This window comes from Corallococcus exiguus (assembly GCF_009909105.1).
In the GTDB taxonomy this organism is placed as follows: domain Bacteria; phylum Myxococcota; class Myxococcia; order Myxococcales; family Myxococcaceae; genus Corallococcus; species Corallococcus exiguus.
Genome location: NZ_JAAAPK010000005.1, coordinates 156,122 through 174,095, shown reverse-complemented (window position 1 = coordinate 174,095; position 17,974 = coordinate 156,122). Strand labels below are relative to the sequence as shown.

Below are 17,974 nucleotides of genomic sequence, written 5' to 3'. Positions count from 1 at the left end.
CCCATTGTGGTGGAGCTTTACCAGAGCGTGTAGGGCCTCTCCGGCCGGGCAGCACTCCCAGGGACGCAAGTGCCGCGAAAATCCTGACGGGGGATTTTCGCGGCCGCGCCGTCAGTCCACGGGGAAGGTTTCCAGCGTGAGGGACTCGGGCGGGACCTTCAGCTCGCGGGGCAGCTTGAGGACGCCGTCCAGGTAGCGCCAGCCGGTGCCGTCGTGGCGGAAGTCCGAGCGCTCCACGAAGGACTGGTCCTTCCCCTTCTCGAACACCTTGGCGAAGAAGAGGACGCGGGCGAGCCCCGTGGTGTCCGGAGGCTGGTGGCCCATGACCACCAGCCCCGGGTACTGGTGGGCCTGGGCGAAGGCGCGCAGCTCGCGCACGACGTCCGCTTCTGGACGGGCCCGCATCGGGTGGTCGGGGTGGAGCGTCTTCCACAGGTAGGCGGCCTCGCGCCAGGCGAAGGCGCTGTAGCGGCTGCGCATCAGGCGCTCGGCGTCCGGGGCTTCCGCCTCGCCTTTGTGGAAGGGGGCGCAGCACTGCTTGTAGCGCTGGCCGGAGGAGCAGGGACACAGGGGGAGGGGGGGCATGGCGGGGCCAAGCCTACCCGGGTTCCCCCTTCCGGCTTCCAGTGTGGACGGTCGGGTGGCGGACCTGGGCCGTGGTGTGGGGAACCTTCGCGCTTGCGGGGCAGGGGGGCAGGGCATATCCCTGGCGGCCACGTCCCCTATGAGCCTGCTTGAAGCCATCGTCCTGGGTCTGGTCCAGGGTCTCACGGAGTTCCTGCCCATCAGCTCCACCGCGCACCTGCGCATCGCGCCGGAGCTGTTCGGCTGGCCGGATCCGGGTGCGGCGTACTCGGCCATCATCCAGCTGGGCACGGTGGCCGCGGTGCTCATCTACTTCCGCAAGGACATCGTCGCGCTGGTGAAGGCGTTCGTCGTGGGGCTGGTGAAGCGGGACCCGTTCGGCACGATGGAGGCGCGGCTCGCGTGGTTCGTGGGCGTGGGCACGCTGCCCATCGGCATCTGCGGACTCGCGTTCAAGAAGGTCATTGAGACGCAGTTCCGTTCGCTCTACGTCATCGCGGGCAGCCTCATCGTGCTGGCCATCGTGCTGTTCGTCGTGGAGAAGCGCGCGTCGCACCAGCGCACCGTGGCGGACATGACGTGGAAGGACGGCATCATCATCGGCCTGTGGCAGGCGCTGGCGCTGGTGCCGGGGTCGTCCCGGTCCGGCACGACGCTCACGGGCGGCCTGTCGCTGGGGCTCAAGCGCGAGGACGCGGCGCGCTACTCGTTCCTGTTGTCCATTCCGGCGACGACGCTGGCGGGCATCTTCGAGCTGAAGCACCTGCTGGAGGCCACGCAGCGTCCGTCGACGGTGGCCCTGGTGGTGGGGACGCTGGTGGCCTTCCTGTCGGGCATGGCGGCCATCGCGTGGCTGTTGAGCTTCCTGAAGCGGCGCACCACCTTGGTGTTCGTGGTGTACCGCATCGCGCTGGGCGTGCTGTTGCTGGGGCTGTTGCAGGCGAACATCCTCAAGCCAATGTCTGGCGTGGAGAACCTGGCGACGCCGGATGCGCCGACGAAGCCGCCGGTGGAGAAGCAGATCACGGACTGAGGAAGGGAGAGGTCGTGCGCGTGCAGGCCCTGTTCGATGCGCTGGAGACGCGGCTGACGGCGAGGCCGGCGCGGACGTTCGAGTGGAAGGGGCGGGCGCTGCGAGAGGCCGCGGTGCTGGTGCCCCTCTTCGAGCGGGACGGCGTGCCGCACGTGGTCTTCACGCGGAGGCCCGCCACCCTGCGCACGCACGCGGGGCAGTACGCGTTCCCGGGCGGAGGCCAGGAGGCGCGGGACGTCACCCCGCTGGAGACCGCGCTGCGCGAGACGGACGAGGAGCTGGGCGTCGCGCGCACCCACGTGCGCGTGCTGGGGCTGCTGGACGAGACGCCCACCACGTCCGCGTACCGCATCCGTCCCTACGTGGGCGTCATCCCGGGGGATGGGAAGTACGTGCCCAACCCGGCGGAGGTGGACCTGGTGCTGGAGGTGCCGCTGGTGCGCCTGCTGGACCCCGCCATCCTCCGGGTGGAGCGGCACATGTGGGAGGGGATGGAGCACGACGTGCATTTCTACACGCACGGCGAGCACGTCATCTGGGGCGCCACGGGGCGCATCCTGCGCAACTTCCTGCAGTTCGTGGTGGAGGTGCCGGGCATCCACGACCTGCTGGACGCTCCCTCGCCTGCTGACCGCTGAACCGCGAAGTCCGTGCTGGCGGGCGGCCCTGGCGGAAGGTGCCTTGTCGCCCTGGAGGGCCGGTCCCACGTTGAGGGGGAAACCCTTCGAAAGGGCGCGACGTGGATGGTGGCAGTGGGTCCGGGGCCATGGAGGTGAGGGAGGCCGCGCTGGTGGCGCTGGGAGAGGTCCTGCGCGCCAGGGGGTACGCCTTCACGACGGTGACTCCGGAGACGCACCGGCGGGTGAATGCGCGGCCGGGGGCGAAGCAGGCCTATTCGGTCCGCGACGTGTTCGGGTGGAGCCGTCCTTTCGGGCCCGGCGTGCTGGAGCCTCGGATGGTGGCGCTGCTGGAGGAGGCGGGCGCGCTGGTGGACTGCCGGGACGGGACGCACCGGAGCCGGGTGCGGTTCTCCTGCCTGGGGGCGGGGCTGTATGTCCATTCCGCGTGGCCCACGTCGGAGCAGGACGCGGTGTTCTTCGGGCCGGACACCTACCGGTTCTGCGCGTTGCTCCAGCGGGTGCCGGGCAGCTTCCGGCGCGTGGTGGACCTGGGGTGTGGTTCCGGAGCCGGAGGCCTGTCGGTGGCGGGGCGGAGCGGGGAGGTGGTGCTCGCGGATTTGAACCCGTTGGCGCTGGAGTTCTCGCGGGTGAACGCGAGGCTGAATGGCTCGCATGGGGTCCAGGCGGTGCACTCGGACCTGCTGCGGGACGTGTCCGGCCGGTTCGACTTGATCATGGCGAACCCGCCGTACCTGGCGGACACGGACAAGCGCACGTACCGGGATGGTGGCGGCACGCACGGCACGGAGCTGTCCGTGCGCATCGTGCGTGAAGGCGTGGAGCGCCTGGAGCCGGGCGGCACGCTGGTGCTCTACACCGGTGCGCCGGTGGTGGACGGCGAGGACCTGCTGCGCACCGCGCTGGAGCCGGTGTGGCGGGAAGCGCCGCTCGCGGAGGTTCGCTACGAGGAGCTGGATCCGGACGTGTTCGGCGAGGAGCTGGAGAAGACGCCGTACACAGGCGTTGAGCGCATCGCGCTGGTGGCGCTGGTGGCGCGGCGGGGTTGAGTGCCCCGCGTCAGGGCTGACGGCTCACGTCGCAGCGACCGGTGGCCTGTCTCGCGAGGTCTTCCGCCACGGAGCGCAGCAGGCTCCCCAGGACTGGTGCGCCGGAGGAGGAAGCCTCACCCTGGGTGAGCCAGCGCGCCATGCGGCCCAGGCTCGCGGCCGTCACGACCTGGAGCCGCACCTCTACCTGCACGACGAAGTGCTCGTCCGCTCCGGGCCTTGAGTCCAGCGTCCAGGCCACGCGCTCCAGCTCCAGCGTGCCCACGCCTCCCGTCAGCTCGCGCCCGTCCAGCACGTAACCCTCGCGGGTGAACGCGAGCACCTGGGTGATTCGTGCGCTGTCCAGGTGCGCGTCGAACCAGAAGGAACGGCGCCGCCAGAGTGTCAGCTCCACCTCCAGCTTTCCCGCGAGTCCCAGCCGCACCAGCCGGTCCAGCTCCGGGGAGATGAAGGCGCGTGCCTCCGGCCGGACCATCACGCGCTTTCCGGAGAGCGTCGCGGTGCAGGCCGCGGACGCCTCTTCCGCGTGCGCTCCGGACGCGAGCAGGCCTGCCGCGACGACGAGCGCCGCGCCATGCCTGCTCTCTGTTGCGTGCCTTCCCATGGCTCAGAAGGTCCGGTTGAACAGCAGGCGCGCTTCGGGCGTGAGCTGGGCCTTTTCGTCGATGCGCCAGGCGGCCTCGAAGCGCACGGCGTCGCTGAAGTGGAAGCTGCCACCCAGGCCGAGCTGCGCACCCGACCACGCGTTCGCGGCATGCACCGCGCCCAGGTCCGCGAAGATGCCCATGCCGTGCCAGCGGTACTCGGCGCTCGCGAGCACCGAGCTGTCGCCGCCTCGGAACTCCTTGAAGCCGAAGCCTCGCAGCGCGGTCCAGCCTCCCAGCGCCTCCTGCTTCTGGAGCGGCAGGTCGTGGCCCATCGCGGCTCGCAGGCGCAGGTTCAGGCCCGTGTGCCAGTTCATGGGCACGTCCATGGCGACGTCGCCCACCAGCTTCCAGAAGCGCGCATCCGCGCCGCCCGCGCCCGGGCCTTCACCCACCTCCAGCGTCACGAAGCCGCGCAGCGCGGGCTCGCGCTTCCAGTTCTTGTGGCGCTCGAAGAGGGACGTCTCCGGCGTGCGGAAGAGGGAGCCCACGCGCGTGCCACGCTCCGCCGCGCCGCTGTACTCCAGCCGCACCACCGCTGAACGGAACCGGCCCTCGTTCACTGGCGAGTTGGGGAACGGCGGGTCGTCGCTCCGGAAGAGGCTGAGCGGCGGCGTGAACGACTGGAGCGAACTCATCGTGTCACCGCGCACCTCCACGCCCGCGAGCCACGACTCCGCCCAACGCCAGGTGGCGAAGGCCGTGAAGCCCTGACGGCGGAAGTAGTCCCGGTCCGGCCGGTTGATGAGGAACGAGTAGAAGTACGAGTCGAAGTCCCCCAGCCGCCAGCGGTCCAGCGTGTCGATGAAGTCGTGCACCTGCGCGCCGAGCTCCTCGATGCCCAGCGCGGGCAGCTGCACCTTGGCGCCGCCCAGCAGGTTGACGTGGCGCTGATTGCTGGTGCCTTCCGGATCGCCCGGGATGCGCTGGCCGCCCAGCCGCAGGGGGATGAAGAAGGCTCCCTCCAGCGTCGTGTGCACGCGGTCTCGCGAGTCGAAGATGCGCAGGCTCGCCGAGAGCCCCGGAGCGAAGCCCGTCACCTGCGTGTGCACGGGCAACAGGTCCACGTCCAGGTCCGGAGGCCGCGGGCGCACGTGGACGATCAGCTTCTTTCCCTCCAGCGTGAGGCCGTCGCTCCCGGCGTCGACCTCTCCGAACATCCGGCTCCAGCCCACCTCGAACTCCACGCGCTCGTGGCGCCGCGACTTGCGACGGGGCTCCTCCTTCGTGCGGTAGAGCCGCGTGCCGTCGTCCTCGCGTTCCTCGACGATGCGCACGGTCGTGCGTTCGTCCTGGAGGTCATCGCTGTCCACGGCTCGCAGGAAGGGCAGCCGCGACTCCATGCGCTCCATGGCACGGCGGGCATCACTCCGGAGGAAGACGTCGCCGGGCTCCAGGCCCAGGGCTTCACGCACGCGCGTGGCCATTGCGTCGTCCACGCCGCGCACCTCCACGGACTCCAGCTGGCCTTCATCCACCGTCACGACCAGCCGGCCTTCGGGGGACAGCGTGGCGGACACCGTCGCGAGCAGGTAACCGTCGTCCTCGCGAAGGGTCTTGAGGACCCGGTCGAGCGCGGCGTCCAGGCCTCCCAGCATGATGCCGGGGCGGAACGCGCCCTCCTCTCGTCGAGCCAGCCACGGACGGGGCGGTCGCGGCGCGGGGCAGGGGCTGACGACCCGCAGTGTCCCGTGGCGCTTGTGGACGCGCAGCGTGGTGACCTCGTCCTCGGTGTCGTCCGCGTCGGATGCGAGGGAGGACAGTTCGAACAGCGCTCCCCACAGTTCGTCTGGCCGGAGGTCCTGAAGGCCTTCGAACTCCACCGACGTGAGCGTGGGGTTCTCCTGCAAGGTCACTTCGAGCAGGGCCGGACCCTGATCACTGACGCGAACGCGGGGCTCCACGCGGGCGAAGAGGCCGGTGCGTCCCAGGCGATGCAGCAGGGACTGCACTTGCGTGGCCGTCAGGGGCCGCGAGTCTTCCGCGGGAGGCGCACCCACGAGCTTGCGGACCTGCGGATCCGTGAGCCGCTGGAGCCCGCGAAGCTCCAGGCCCGTGGGCGTGAGTCCCCGGCCGTCGACCTCGACCTGCAGGGCTCCGAGGACCGTGGAGTCCGAGAGGTCGTCTTCGTCCTCGTTGAAGCCCTCCGGGCACGTCGGGTAGCTCCAGTCCTCCGAGGCGGCTTCGCCCTCTGGTGGTGCGGTGGATGGGGAGAGGGCCACGGACGCGTCGGAGGTACCGGCATCCGGTGAGGGTTGGCCCAGGGCCGCGAGCGAGATGAAGCAGAGCGCCAGTGCGAGACGGTTCATGGAAGGCGACAGGAGCATGCTCCGTTCCAGGTGCGGCCTCACCGCAAGTGCCCGGAACGACGGAGGGCGAGCAGCCGGGCGGATGTCATGGACACATCCTGATGTGTCGGGCGGTTGTGGCCGTGACATCGCGCGGCTCACGAAGAGACGGGCAGGCCCAGGGCCTTGATGCGCCGGTAGAGGTTGCCTCGGTCCACCTGGAGGATGCGCGCGGCCCCGGCGATGCTTTCGCCCTCGCGGAGCGCGGCGCGGATGAGGTCCCGCTCGAAGTCCTCCACGTGCTCGCGGTAGCTCTTGTCCCCCAACGTCGTGCGCGGCGCGGGCGCGGTGCCCGTGGGAGCCGACACCGCGTCCGGCCCCAGCTCCAGCGGACCATCACCCCGGAGCAGGTTCAGCCGTTCGATGACGTTGCGCAGCTCGCGCACGTTGCCGGGCCACGGGTAGGCACGAAGCGCGGCCTCCGCTCCTGGCGCGAGCACGAGCGGCGTCTTGGGACCCGCGAGTTCGGCGGCGAAGACGCGTGCGAGGGGCAGCAGGTCCTCGGAGCGTTCGCGCAGCGGTGGCAGGTGCAGGGGCAGCACGTTGAGGCGGAAGAAGAGGTCCTGCCGGAAGCGGCCCTCTTTCACCGCGCGGCCCAGGTCCTGGTGCGTGGCCGCGAGGATGCGCACGTCCACCGCCACCGGCAGCGTGCCTCCCAGCCGTTCCACCTGACGTGTTTCCAGGACTCGCAGCAGCTTGGCCTGGAGCTCCAGCGGCATGTCCCCCAGCTCGTCGAGGAACAGCGTGCCGCCCTGCGCCTGTTCGAAGCGGCCCGCGCGGCGCGCCACCGCGCCGGAGAAGGCGCCTCGCTCGTGGCCGAACAGCTCGCTCTCCAGCAGCGTCGAAGGAATGGCCGCGCAGTTGACCGCCACCAGCCGGCCCTTGCGCCCGGAGGCCTTGTGCAGCGCCTGCGCCACGCGCTCCTTGCCGGTGCCTGTCTCGCCGGTGATCAGCACGGCCGTGTCGCTGGGACCCACGCGCGCGATGAGCTGGCGCAGGGACTCCATGGCCGGGCTTTCGCCCACCAGGTTCCCCGGCTGTGCCAGCGCGTCCAGCAAGCGTTCGCGCTCCTCGCGCAGCGCGCCCAGGGCCAGCGCGTTGTGCAGCGCCGTGAGGAGCCGCTCGGGGGACGGAGGCTTCTCCACGAAGTCCGTGGCCCCCAGCTTCAGGGCCTGCACTGCTTCGGAAGGAGAGGCTTCGCCGGACAGGACCACCACCGGCACGGGCAGTGGCTTGGGCAGACGTGCCAGGAGTTCCAGCCCCGTCTCGCCCGGCATGCGCAGGTCCAGCAGCATCAGCGCGGGAGGCGCGTCCGGCGCTTCGAGCAAACGCGCGGCCTCCGCCGTGGAGCGGGCCTCCACGGGAGTAAAGCCTCCGTCTTGGAGCAATCCACGCACGGCCCTCAGGACGCCGGGGTCGTCGTCGACGATGAGGATGCGGGCTCCGGTCTTCATGCGGCCACCTGGGAAGCGTCGGAAGGCAGCACCACCTGGGCCCGGGTGCCACCCCGGGCGCCCGGCTCCAATCTCAAGGTGCCGCCGTGCTCGTGGGCGATCTTCTGCGCGATGGGCAGGCCCAGCCCGCTGCCGCCCGGCTTGGTGCTGAACAGTCCTCGGGTGAGGACAGGGCCCTCCAGAACGCCCGGGACACCGCTGCCGCCATCGCTCACGGTGACGTGCACGCGGCCGTCCGCCGCTTCGTGTAGCGCGACGTGGACCGGAGGGGCGTTGGGTGGGGAGGCCTCGGTGGCGTTCTTCACCAGGTTGCCGAAGAGGCGGCGCAGTCCGTCGGGGTCCGCACGCAGCGACACCTCCTCACCGGGGTCCAGCACCACGGGCACCGGCGAAGTGCCCGCGTACAGCGCGCACACCTCCGCGAGCAGTGGACGCAGCGCGACATCCTGGAAGCGGGGGGCCGGCAGGCGCGCGAAGGTGGAGAAGCTCTGGGTCATGCGCATGAGCAGGTCCACCTCCTCCTGGAGGAGCGCCACCGCTTCGGCGAGGCGCGTCGGGTCTGGCAGGGTGCCGGCATCCTGCGGAGACAGACGCGCGAGCGACAGCCTCATTGCGGTCAGGGGGTTCTTCAGCTCGTGGGCGAGCGCCCGCGCCACGTCCTGCCACGCGGCGATCTGCTCGGCGGCCTTGAGGTGCTCGCGCTGGTCCAGCAGCTCCTGGCCCATGCGGTTGAACTGGCCCAGGAGGAACTGGAGTTCGTCGCGAGCAGGCTCTGGGACGGGCAGGCGGACCGACAGGTCTCCGCGGGAGTAGGCCCGCATGCCTTCCAGGAGCGTGGCCATGGGGCGCGTGAGGACTCGGCCCAGGAGCACCGCGGATATGGCCAGCACGACGGCGGCGATAGCGCCCACCCCGGCGATGAACACGGGCACGCGGCGCACCAGGGCCCGCCGCGCCAGCTCCGCCTGCGCCAGGTTCAACCGGGCCTCGTCGAGCGCATCCGGTGGCAGTCCCCGGCGGCTCAGCTCATCGGAGACATTGTCGAGCACGGCCTCCACGGGCGCGATGGAGATGGAGAGCACGCGCTCCAGTACGCCCTGGGCGAGAGCACCCAGCAACGCCAATGGGATGAGGCCCGCGAGCAGCATCACCGCCAGCAGGCGTCGGCGGAAGCGGAACGGAGGCGGGGGAGGGCCCACGGATGGCGCACGGCTCATGGCGAGCTGTTCATATCGCGGGGAGTGCATCGTTCGCGCGGTTGGGGACTCATGATGGGATGCCATGCCCGGCCCATGCAGGGCCGGATGTCGGAAATCCCCATGCGCCATTCCCTGAAGCCGCTCACGTGGGCTGTCGTCTTCCTGATGGGCCTGCTGATGGCCCGTCCCGCTCAGGCCCGTGACTCGCTCCGCGAGCGCATCGACGCGTTCGTGCGCGCGGAGCAGAAGCGGCTGGGCGTGCCGGGGCTCGCCGTGGGGGTGGTGAGTCACGGCCGGGTGGTGCTGGCGAAGGGGTACGGCTTCGCGAACCTGGAGCACCAGGTCCCGGTGGGGACGGACACGCTCTTCCAGTCGGGTTCGGTGGGGAAGATGTTCACGGCGACGGCGCTGATGCTCCAGGTGGAGGCGGGGCGCGTGGCGTTGTCCGACAGCGTGACGAAGTACTTCCCGGATGCGCCCGCGACGTGGAAGCCCATCACGGTGCGCCACCTGCTGACGCACACGTCTGGCATCAAGGACCTGGAGGGGCTGCTCGACGAGCGCAAGGACTACACGGAGCAGGAGTTCGCGGAGTTCATCTACAAGCTGCCGCTGGAGTTCCCAGCGGGGCTGCGGTGGAACTACAGCAACTCCGGTTACGTGCTGCTGGGCCTCCTGGTGAACCGCGTCGCGGGCATGACGTATCAGGAGGTCCTGGGGCGCCAGGTCTTCAAGCCCGCGGGCATGAAGACAGCGCGAGGCATCAGCGAGGCGGATGTCATCCCGAACCGCGCGGCGGGCTACGAGCTGGTGGGGGGCGTGGTGAAGAACCAGCAGTGGGTGTCGCAGTCGTTGAACACGACGGGGGACGGCGCGCTCTACTTCTCGCTGAAGGACATGCTGGCCTGGGAGGAGGCGGTGGCGAAGCGGGCCCTCCTGACGCAGGACAGCTGGCGGGAGGTGTTGTCGCCAGTGAAGCTGAACAGCGGTGCCAGCCAGCCGTACGGCTTCGGCTGGGAGGTGCTGGAGCGCAACGGTCAGCCGCTGCACAAGCACACGGGATCGTGGCAGGGATTCCGGACGGCCTATTCACGCTTCCTGGGGGATGAGCTGTCCATCGTGGTGCTGGCGAACCTGGACAAGTCGAACCCGGCGCTGCTCGTGGAGGGCATCGCGGCCATCGTGAATCCGGCGCTCGCCGTGCCGTCGCTCAAGCCCATTCCGGACACGGAGCCGGAGGTGACGGCGAGGCTCACGGAGTTGCTGGAGAAGACGCGCCAGGGCGCCTGGGAGCCGTCGATGTTCGCCTACGTGCCGGCCAGGTACTTCGAGGAGGCAGGTCCGTTCTTCAAGTCCGTGTTGCAGGGGCTTGGGGCCGCGGGGCCGCTGGTGCTGGCGAACCGTGAGACGCGAGGCGACGACCGCCTCTACACGTACCTGGTGCAGTTCGGCGCCGCGATGTGGCGGTACCGCGTGGGGCTGACCCCCGACAACCGGGTGACCCTGCTCACCCTCCAGGCGAACTGAAGCGGTGGGGTAGGCTCGGCGGGACAGCGCGTCTCGCCGAGGCGTGGTGGAGGTTCCAGTGCTGAAGCCGCATCACGTGCTCCTGTGCGTCTCGCTCCTTCAGGACGGAGGCGCGACACGCCCGCCTACTGTCGCGGAAGGCATCCAGTGGCCCGATGACCTTCAGCCCCTGGCTACCCTGGACGGGCCCGCGGTCCTTGCCGCGCACGCCGCGTTGCAGCGAGTCCTCTCCCGGTACCCCAAGGAGTACGCCAAGAGCTGTGCCTTCTCGGCGAAGGGGATGGAGGTCATCGTGGGCGAGGAGCGAGGGCTGTACTTCGTCCGCATCAACCCACGGCCCGACAAGTGTGGGTGGGCACCCGGCACCGTGCTCGGGTTCGACGTGTTCGAAATGTACGCCGTCTCACCCGAGGGAAAGGTGTTGGCGCGGTATCCGTCCATGCCCTGAACGTGTGAATCAGGGCTGATAGGGATATCGCGTGATGTCTCCGTCTGGAGAGATCGCGTACAGCTCGAACCAGTCCGTTTCGAGGCCCGTGACACCTGGACCGAAGCCGGGGCACCTGTCCACGCGGCGATTGACGCGAGCGAAGTACCAGCCCGCCTCCTGACCGATGACGACTTCCAGTGCCTTGGCGGAAAAGGCGCACTGACCCTTGGACTCCTTCGGAAATTGCTTCAGCGCTTCTTCCAGTGCTGCATGCGCGGCCTGGATGGCGGGCCCTTCCAGGGTGGCGAGTGGCGTCAGGTCTTGCTTGGGCCAGGGGATCGTTGCTTCAGAGCCGGTCGCGGATGTTCCCGCGTCTGGGGGGGCCTCCTGTGCTTGCGCCGCCGCCGGACTTGGATCCGGCCGTCTGTTGCAGAGAGGCGTCCCAAGGAGTCCTGTCTCCAGCAGCAACGATGCAATCAACATGGAGTGCGGAGCCTTCAACATGTTGCACCTGGATAGCTCATGGGCCTCTAAGGGTTGAGTGCCGCTGAGCAGTTGGGGGGAATGCCTTCAGGCCTGAGCATGCTGGGGGGACTGGGCTCGCAGCGTGCCTGGAAGTCCCAACGTTTCCTATCGACATCCCACCGGAAGACATCGCCTTTCTGGTTCCATCTGTAGAACCGGGGCGCATCACGGTGCCCGGTGGCAAGCCAACCCCAAGCTGGAATCACCTGTCCTTGCTCGTCACGCGCGAGCCGTCCATCCGGCGTCGTGCCATAGGCGACCATCACCCATGCACCTTCCGACTTCGCCATGGGCCAGGTGCGCAGGTCCTGATTGCTCAGGCCGGAGGCGCATGGATGGTTGTGCGCGTAGCCAAAGACCGGAAGGTTCCTGCCGAGGTCCGCGTCGTCGACACCTCCAAAGGGAGGCATGCAGGAACCGCTCGACTTCAATGTGTTGCGCACGGGCCAGGAAACGCGCCAGTCCGAAGGTGTCCGATATAGGGCGACGCAGTACTCCGAGGCCTCCGGACGTGGACGCCCTGTGTTCGAGTCACATGCGTCAACTGCCCCAGGAAGCTCGAGCAAGGCCTGGAGCGTTGGAATCACCAGGTCATCTGGAACAAGCGCGAATTGCGTCAAGACAGCGGGAATCTCCGGCCATGGCCCAGGAGCAATGGTTAGCCCCTCCAAACCATCCTGCGTGGGGAGTTCCGATGCTACGTAGAATCGCCGAGCACCTGAACTCGCGCATGCGATACCCAGGCACGCCACGGTGAATCCGAGTCGTTGTCGGATGGAGGCCATCGGGCGGTAGCGTACTTGGGAATGGCAAGTACGCGTTAGCTACGCATTCGGACGCCAACGGCGAGGTGCCGGATGCCCTCCCAGCGAGCTTGTAAACCCGGCCTACAAGTTGCCATCAGGCTCCGTCGAGGATGGCAACGTCCTCAGAACTGCAGATACACGTACGGCCGGGTCTCCAGCGTGGACAGCTGGCGGATACCCAACCCCAGCAGCACCAGCACCACCGCCCTCGCGGGCGCGGGCATCTTGAGGAACACGAGCGCCGCAGTGTCGTAGAGCTTCATCGGTACCGCGTGCGCGATGACCGCGATGGCCAGCATGCTCCACACCAGCGGACCCACGTTCGCCAGGCCGGGGATTCCCGCCAGCATCCGTGCGTAGAACTCACCCGCGTGCGCCATGTCCGGCGCTCGGAACACCACTCGCGTCAACACCACCAGCGTGAAAGTGGCCAGCATTCCGATGGCCACGCGCGCCGGGCCCGGCTCCTGCTGCTTGCCCTTGAACCACCACCAGCACCGCACCCCGCACAACGCCACGCCGTGCACCGCGCCCCAGACCGCGAAGCGCCAGTCCGCCCCGTGCCACAGGCCTCCCAGCACCATCACCATCATCAGGTTGAAGCACACGCGCGGCTTCGAGCGGCGGTTGCCGCCCAGCGGGATGTACAGGTAGTCCCGCAGCCATGACGACAGGCTCATGTGCCAGCGGTTCCAGAACTCGAACAGGTTCTTCGCCAGGTACGGCCTCGCGAAGTTCTCCGGGAACTTGAAGCCGAACAGCGACGCCACACCAATCGCGATGTCCGAGTACCCCGAGAAGTCGTAGTACAGCTCCAACGTGTACGCGACCGCCGCCACCGCGCACTCCGCCGACGAGTACGCGTGCGGACTGCCGAACACCGGATCCACGATGCCGCTGCCCAGCACGTCCGCGATGACCAGCTTCTTCACCAGCCCTACGGCGACGCGGAACAACGCCTTGTTCCCGTCATCCGACGACAGCGTGGGCACTTCCCGGAAGTGCGCCATCAACTCCGACGCGCGGACAATCGGCCCGCTCAACACCCGCGGGAAGAACAGCATGTAGAGCAGGTGCTCCACGAACGAGTGCTCGGAGCTCGCCTTCCCCCGGTACACGTCCACCGTGTAGCTGATGGCCTGGAACACGAAGAACGACAGGCCCACCGGCAACAGGAAATGGAACGGCTCCGGCCGCACCTCCACGCCCCAGGGACCCAGCAGCGACGACACCGTCCTGCGCAACAGCTCCAGGTACTTGAAGCCCGCCAGGAGCCCCAGGTTGGAGACGATGGACAGCACCACCAGCAGCTTGCGCAGCCCCGGCCGCTCCGTGCTCCCCATCCCCTTCACCAGCAGGTGATCCACCGTCACGCCGGCCAGGAAGATGAACAGCGGCACCAGCTTCACGACCAACTCGCCTGGCGGCATCCCGCCCACGAACGCGGTCAGCGGCACCTGGAGGAACGACACGTAGACCAGCAGGCTGGCCGCCAGCAGCAACAGCATCCGCGGCCAGTAATGCCGGTGCATCGCCCAGTAGAGCGCGAACACCACGATGACGAAGACGACGTACTGGAGGCTGTGGGACAGCACGGCTCAGGGCGCTCCCGCGGCGGAGGCTGTCGGCTCGCCGCCCTTCTTCGTGGACTCGTACGCCGCCATCAGGTCCTTCACGAACGCGTTCGCCAGCACCGCGTAACCCTGCGGCGTCAGGTGCACCCCGTCCGCGTGGCCCAGCGGCTCCGGCTGCCGCTGCCAGCGCTGCATGGAGCGCTCACCGCCCATCGCCGCGCGCGCGGACCAGTACGCACAGCCGGCGTCCTTCGCCACCTGCGGCAACGTGTTCAGCACCTTCGCCAGCGAAGGCGCTTCATCCCACTGGCCGTTCGCTTCCTGCTGGAGCCGGTCCGTGGGCCCGATGACCAGGCACTCCGCGCCCGTCGCCTTGCGCATGCGCGCAATCAACGCCGCGTAGTCCTGGCGCAGCCCGTTCGCGTCCAGCCCCGGCAGCTCCGCCTCGTTGGTGCCGTACCAGAACACCAGCAGGTCCGGACGGCGCGCGGTCAGCTGCGCGTCCATCGCCGGCGCATCCATGTCCCGCGCCGTGAAGGCCGTGGAGCCAGGCAGCCCGAGCGCGTCGTACACCAGCCCCGGCACGTCGTACTCCAGCGACGCGCCCAGCACCGTCGCGCTCCCTCCACCCTCCGGCACCTTCACCTGGACCGAGTGCGCCACGCCCGTCACCGGGAACGAACGGATGCGCACCGTCGGCTGCGTCAGTGGCTCCGGCGGCGGTGCCTCCGGCGGAATCTCCTCGCCGTCCACCGTGATTTCAGGCGCCGCGGCCCCTGGCGCGTCCAGCGCGTACAGGTCCAGCCGGCCCTGGCGGTTCTTGTCCTCCGCGCAGCCTTCGCAGAAGGAGATGCCCAGGCTCGCGCCGGGCGCTCCCACCGCGCGGATGCCGGTGAGCCCCCAGATGCCTCCGGGCGTGCTCTTCGCGTCCTCCACCGTCCACGCACCGTCCAGCGTGCGCGTCACGCGCGCCCCCTCCAGCCGGGAGGATGGCTTGCCCGCGGCGATGAAGCCCCGGCCCGCGTCACCGAAGCGCTTCGTCAGCGCGTCGCGGACCTTGTCGGAGAAGTAGTGCGCCGCCGTGTGCGACGCGCCCAGCTGCGCGATGCCCACTCGCAGCTTCGCGCCGGACTCCCGGCGTGCCAGTGATTCGAACGTGCGGCGCAGCGAAGGGGCCGCGTTCTGCAGGCCGGTCGTGTCCGTGCCCGGCAGCCGCGGCGGATGCGTGCGCGCGAAGGCCCGCTGCAACGCCAGGTCGAACAGGTGGCCCAGCAGGTTGGAGCCGCGCACTCGAGGGTGCACCAGGTCCTCCAGCATCAGACCGGACTCCAGCCACTTGAGCGCGGAGCCCTCGCCGCCCATCGCCGCCAGCGTGTCGTAGAAGGCGCAGCCTCCCGCGCGCGCCTCCTCGCGGAACACCTCCGACACCTCCGCCGAGTGCCGGCGGGTGATCAGCTCGCCGCTCAGCGTGCGCACGCCCGCGTCGATGGGCGACATGACGAGGCACGCCGCGTCCGGCACCGACGTGCGCACGCGCGACACCAGTTCCTTCATCTGCGAGCGGACCTCGTCCAGCGTGGTGCGGTCGCGCGAGAGGAAGAACGCCTCGTTGCCGCCCACCATCAACACCACCAGCGACGGCTTGCGGTGCTTGAGCTGCGCACGGAACGCCTGGGGCTGCGCGCGCAGGTACACCTCCGCCATGCCGCCCAACAGGCCCACCGTGTCGTAGACGACGCCCGGCGTGCCCGACTCCACCGACACGCCGTGCAGCTCCGTCTTGCCGCTCGTGGTGAGCGTCAGCGTCTTGGCGCCCTCGGGAATCCTCAGTCGCGCGAAGGCCGCTTCTGCCTTGGATCCGAACGCGCGCGTCTGGATTCGCTGCGTGTTCTTTCCGTCCACCGCCACCTGCACGGAGCCGTTGGCGGGCTGGGCCAGGAAGAACAGCTCCGCCTCGCGCGCGCCCTCCACGGAGTAGCGCGTGGACTGCGCGGGGCCGCTCGTGGAGAAGGCCACGCCCGTCCAGCCCACGCGGTCCTTGGGCCAGTGCGTGTCCACCAGCCGCTCCATCTTCCAGCCGTCCGTGCTCGCGGTGCCCGCGCGCGTGGCGCGGCCGGCGCTCGCCAGCCGGTGGATGTAGAGGAAGCCCGGACCGCCCGAACCAAAGCGCTCCTGGAGCCGGTCGCGCACCACGTCCGTGACGTAGTCGGAGGCGATCAGCGAATCGCCCAGGTGCACCACCCGCACCGGCGTGCGCCGCGCGTCCGCGCGCAAATCTCCCAGCGCCTTCATGAACGGCGCCAGACCGTCCTCTTCACACGTCCCGTCCGCGCGCGTCTTCCGGCAGTTGAGCTCGATGTCCACGTGCTTCGCGCCCATCCGCTCGCGCAGCGCTTCCAGCTCCAGCGCGGTCGCCAGCGTGGGGGCGCTCAGCTCCTCCAGCCCGATGCCGGGCACGGCCGGGGCTTCCCCCACCTGCGGGCCCGCCTTCGGATCCGTGTCGTTGGCGGCGGTGTCCGCATCCGCGACCGCGGTGGGCGGAGCGTCCGGGACCATCGTGTCCGAGGGCGGGCGCGGAGCCTTCACGCCGCGCAGGGACGCGGGCAGCACGAGCGCCGCCAGCTTGGGCCCGAGCGAACCTTCCTGACGGAGGCTGGGGAGGGGGCGGAACTTCTCCGGCAATGGCGCCAGGGACAACCCCACCGCCAGGAGCACGGTGAAGGCCAGCGTCCATCCGGTGGATGTGGGCTTGAGGCTCAACGCCGGGGCATGAGACTGGCTTTTTGGGGACGGGTCAAAACTCTGCCCACATTGTCGCGCCCCATCCCTCGGAGGGTAGGCGGCCGGGCCCCCTTCCTCCGCTGGCGCGACGCGCTATGGTGCGCCGCCGTGCGCGCCAGGCCATGGGCCGGCGTGCGCCCCTAGGAGCTCGCACCCGTATATGGCCCTCTACCCCGTCATCATGGCCGGAGGCTCCGGCACCCGCTTCTGGCCGCTGTCCCGCCAGGCCCGTCCGAAGCAGTTCCTCCCGCTGGCCTCCAAGCAGCCGCTGCTCACCGACACCGCCCAGCGCCTCAAGGGACTGGCGCCGGTGAAGAACACCTTCATCGTGTGCGGCCCCGTGCACGCGAAGACGGCGCTGAAGCTGGTGAAGGGGCTGCCCAAGGGCAACCTCCTGGTGGAGCCCGTGGCGCGCAACACCGCGCCCGCCATCGCGCTCGCCGCGCTCCAGGTCGCCGCGCGCGACCCCAAGGGCGTGCTCGCGGTGCTGCCGTCGGATCACCACGTCGCGGACGTGAAGGGCTTCCAGCGCACGCTCGCGGAAGCGGCGCGCATCGCGGAAGGCGGCCACATCGTCACGCTGGGCATCAAGCCCGCGCGCCCGGAGACAGGCTACGGCTACATCCAGGTCGGTGCCGCGCTGGACGGCGGCGGCCGCCGCGTGAAGGCGTTCAAGGAGAAGCCCGACCTCAAGACGGCGCAGGAGTACCTGGCCGGCGGCGACTACCTGTGGAACGGCGGCATCTTCGTCTTCCGCGCGGACGTGATGCTGGCGGCCTTCCAGAAGCACATGCCGGAGATGCAGAAGGGCCTGGACGCGCTCCAGAAGGCCGCGGGCAAGCGCACCTTCCCGGCCGTGCTCAAGCGCGTGTTCCCCAAGCTGCCCTCCATCTCCATCGACTACGGCGTGATGGAGAAGGCGGAGAACATCGCGGTGCTGGACGGCGACTTCGGCTGGTCCGACGTGGGCTCCTTCGCCGCCATCCCCGAAGTGCGCCCCGCCGACGCGCAGGGCAACGTCGTCTCCGGCGACGCGGTGCTGGTGGACTGCACCCACTGCGTGGTGCTGGCCGACAAGCGCACGCTGTCCGTCGTGGGCATGCACGACGTGGTGGTGGTGGACTCCGGTGACGCCGTGCTCGTGGTCCCCAAGGACAAGAGCCAGGACGTCCGCAAGGTCGTCGAGGCCCTCAAGGCCCGGAAGCGCACCAAGCTGCTGTAGGCCTGGAGGCGACTTCGCCTCCTGTTTCACCCCACACATTTCTTCCCGGGGCTCCCTGTCGTTTCTACAGGGGGCCCTGGTTCGTTTTGCGGGGTTTGCTGGCACTCGCGGGTGTTGGAGTGTCGCGGTCCGGACGAAAGCGGGCCCCGGGCATGAGGC

The 17,974-nt window shown here is 69.5% G+C and carries 14 protein-coding genes; 6 read left to right on the top strand and 8 right to left on the bottom strand.

What is annotated here, in order from left to right:
• Positions 1 to 111 precede the first annotated feature (111 nt).
• On the bottom strand, positions 112 to 585 hold the full coding sequence (locus GTZ93_RS20810; RefSeq protein WP_161662943.1) for a YchJ family protein: 474 nt from the start codon (positions 583 to 585) through the stop codon (positions 112 to 114).
• A gap of 139 nt (positions 586 to 724) precedes the next feature.
• On the opposite strand from GTZ93_RS20810, the gene GTZ93_RS20805 reads away from it, so the two are divergent.
• The 3 genes from GTZ93_RS20805 to GTZ93_RS20795 all read left to right on the top strand — a co-directional run bounded on the left by GTZ93_RS20805 (position 725) and on the right by GTZ93_RS20795 (position 3,305).
• Positions 725 to 1,618, top strand: a complete 894-nt coding sequence (locus GTZ93_RS20805) for an undecaprenyl-diphosphate phosphatase (protein WP_120594780.1) — start codon at positions 725 to 727, stop codon at positions 1,616 to 1,618.
• 14 nt (positions 1,619 to 1,632) lie between these two features.
• The gene (locus GTZ93_RS20800) at positions 1,633 to 2,256 is read left to right on the top strand and encodes an NUDIX hydrolase (protein WP_139924117.1); all 624 of its coding nucleotides are present in this window, start codon (positions 1,633 to 1,635) and stop codon (positions 2,254 to 2,256) included.
• Positions 2,257 to 2,384: 128 nt separating this feature from the next.
• Positions 2,385 to 3,305, top strand: coding sequence for a methyltransferase (locus GTZ93_RS20795; protein WP_161662942.1), 921 nt, complete (start codon positions 2,385 to 2,387; stop codon positions 3,303 to 3,305).
• Positions 3,306 to 3,315: 10 nt separating this feature from the next.
• Here the strand turns inward: GTZ93_RS20795 and GTZ93_RS20790 are convergent, their stop codons facing one another.
• The 4 genes from GTZ93_RS20790 to GTZ93_RS20775 form a co-directional block, all read right to left on the bottom strand.
• Complete coding sequence (locus GTZ93_RS20790; RefSeq protein WP_139918728.1) at positions 3,316 to 3,909, bottom strand: DUF4390 domain-containing protein; 594 nt, start codon at positions 3,907 to 3,909, stop codon at positions 3,316 to 3,318.
• 3 nt (positions 3,910 to 3,912) lie between these two features.
• Positions 3,913 to 6,276 (bottom strand): BamA/TamA family outer membrane protein, encoded by a 2,364-nt coding sequence (locus tag GTZ93_RS20785; protein WP_139918730.1) that lies wholly within the window; start codon positions 6,274 to 6,276, stop codon positions 3,913 to 3,915.
• A 119-nt stretch (positions 6,277 to 6,395) separates the two neighbouring features.
• Entirely contained in the window at positions 6,396 to 7,751 is a 1,356-nt protein-coding gene (locus tag GTZ93_RS20780) for a sigma-54-dependent transcriptional regulator (protein ID WP_120578423.1), read from the bottom strand.
• Entirely contained in the window at positions 7,748 to 8,968 is a 1,221-nt protein-coding gene (locus tag GTZ93_RS20775) for a sensor histidine kinase (protein WP_167548261.1), read from the bottom strand. Before GTZ93_RS20775 ends, GTZ93_RS20780 begins: the two co-directional genes overlap by 4 nt.
• Positions 8,969 to 9,070: 102 nt before the next feature.
• Here GTZ93_RS20775 and GTZ93_RS20770 point away from each other — a divergent pair, with 102 nt between their 5' ends.
• Together GTZ93_RS20770 and GTZ93_RS20765 are read left to right on the top strand one after the other, a co-directional pair.
• Positions 9,071 to 10,477 (top strand): serine hydrolase domain-containing protein, encoded by a 1,407-nt coding sequence (locus GTZ93_RS20770; protein ID WP_139918731.1) that lies wholly within the window; start codon positions 9,071 to 9,073, stop codon positions 10,475 to 10,477.
• 58 nt (positions 10,478 to 10,535) lie between these two features.
• Complete coding sequence (locus GTZ93_RS20765; protein ID WP_257979187.1) at positions 10,536 to 10,925, top strand: hypothetical protein; 390 nt, start codon at positions 10,536 to 10,538, stop codon at positions 10,923 to 10,925.
• 9 nt (positions 10,926 to 10,934) lie between these two features.
• Here GTZ93_RS20765 and GTZ93_RS42870 read toward each other — a convergent pair whose 3' ends face one another.
• The 3 genes from GTZ93_RS42870 to GTZ93_RS20750 all read right to left on the bottom strand — a co-directional run bounded on the left by GTZ93_RS42870 (position 10,935) and on the right by GTZ93_RS20750 (position 16,572).
• On the bottom strand, positions 10,935 to 11,411 hold the full coding sequence (locus GTZ93_RS42870) for a hypothetical protein (RefSeq protein WP_257979188.1): 477 nt from the start codon (positions 11,409 to 11,411) through the stop codon (positions 10,935 to 10,937).
• A gap of 949 nt (positions 11,412 to 12,360) precedes the next feature.
• A complete protein-coding gene (locus tag GTZ93_RS20755) occupies positions 12,361 to 13,833 on the bottom strand; it encodes an MBOAT family O-acyltransferase (RefSeq protein WP_139918734.1) in 1,473 nt (490 codons plus the stop codon).
• Between the two features lie 3 nt (positions 13,834 to 13,836).
• Positions 13,837 to 16,572, bottom strand: coding sequence for a GDSL-type esterase/lipase family protein (locus tag GTZ93_RS20750; RefSeq protein WP_139918736.1), 2,736 nt, complete (start codon positions 16,570 to 16,572; stop codon positions 13,837 to 13,839).
• Positions 16,573 to 16,753: 181 nt separating this feature from the next.
• Here GTZ93_RS20750 and GTZ93_RS20745 point away from each other — a divergent pair, with 181 nt between their 5' ends.
• Positions 16,754 to 17,815: a mannose-1-phosphate guanylyltransferase gene (locus GTZ93_RS20745; RefSeq protein WP_139918737.1), complete on the top strand. Its 1,062-nt coding sequence runs from the start codon at positions 16,754 to 16,756 to the stop codon at positions 17,813 to 17,815.
• Positions 17,816 to 17,974 lie beyond the last annotated feature (159 nt).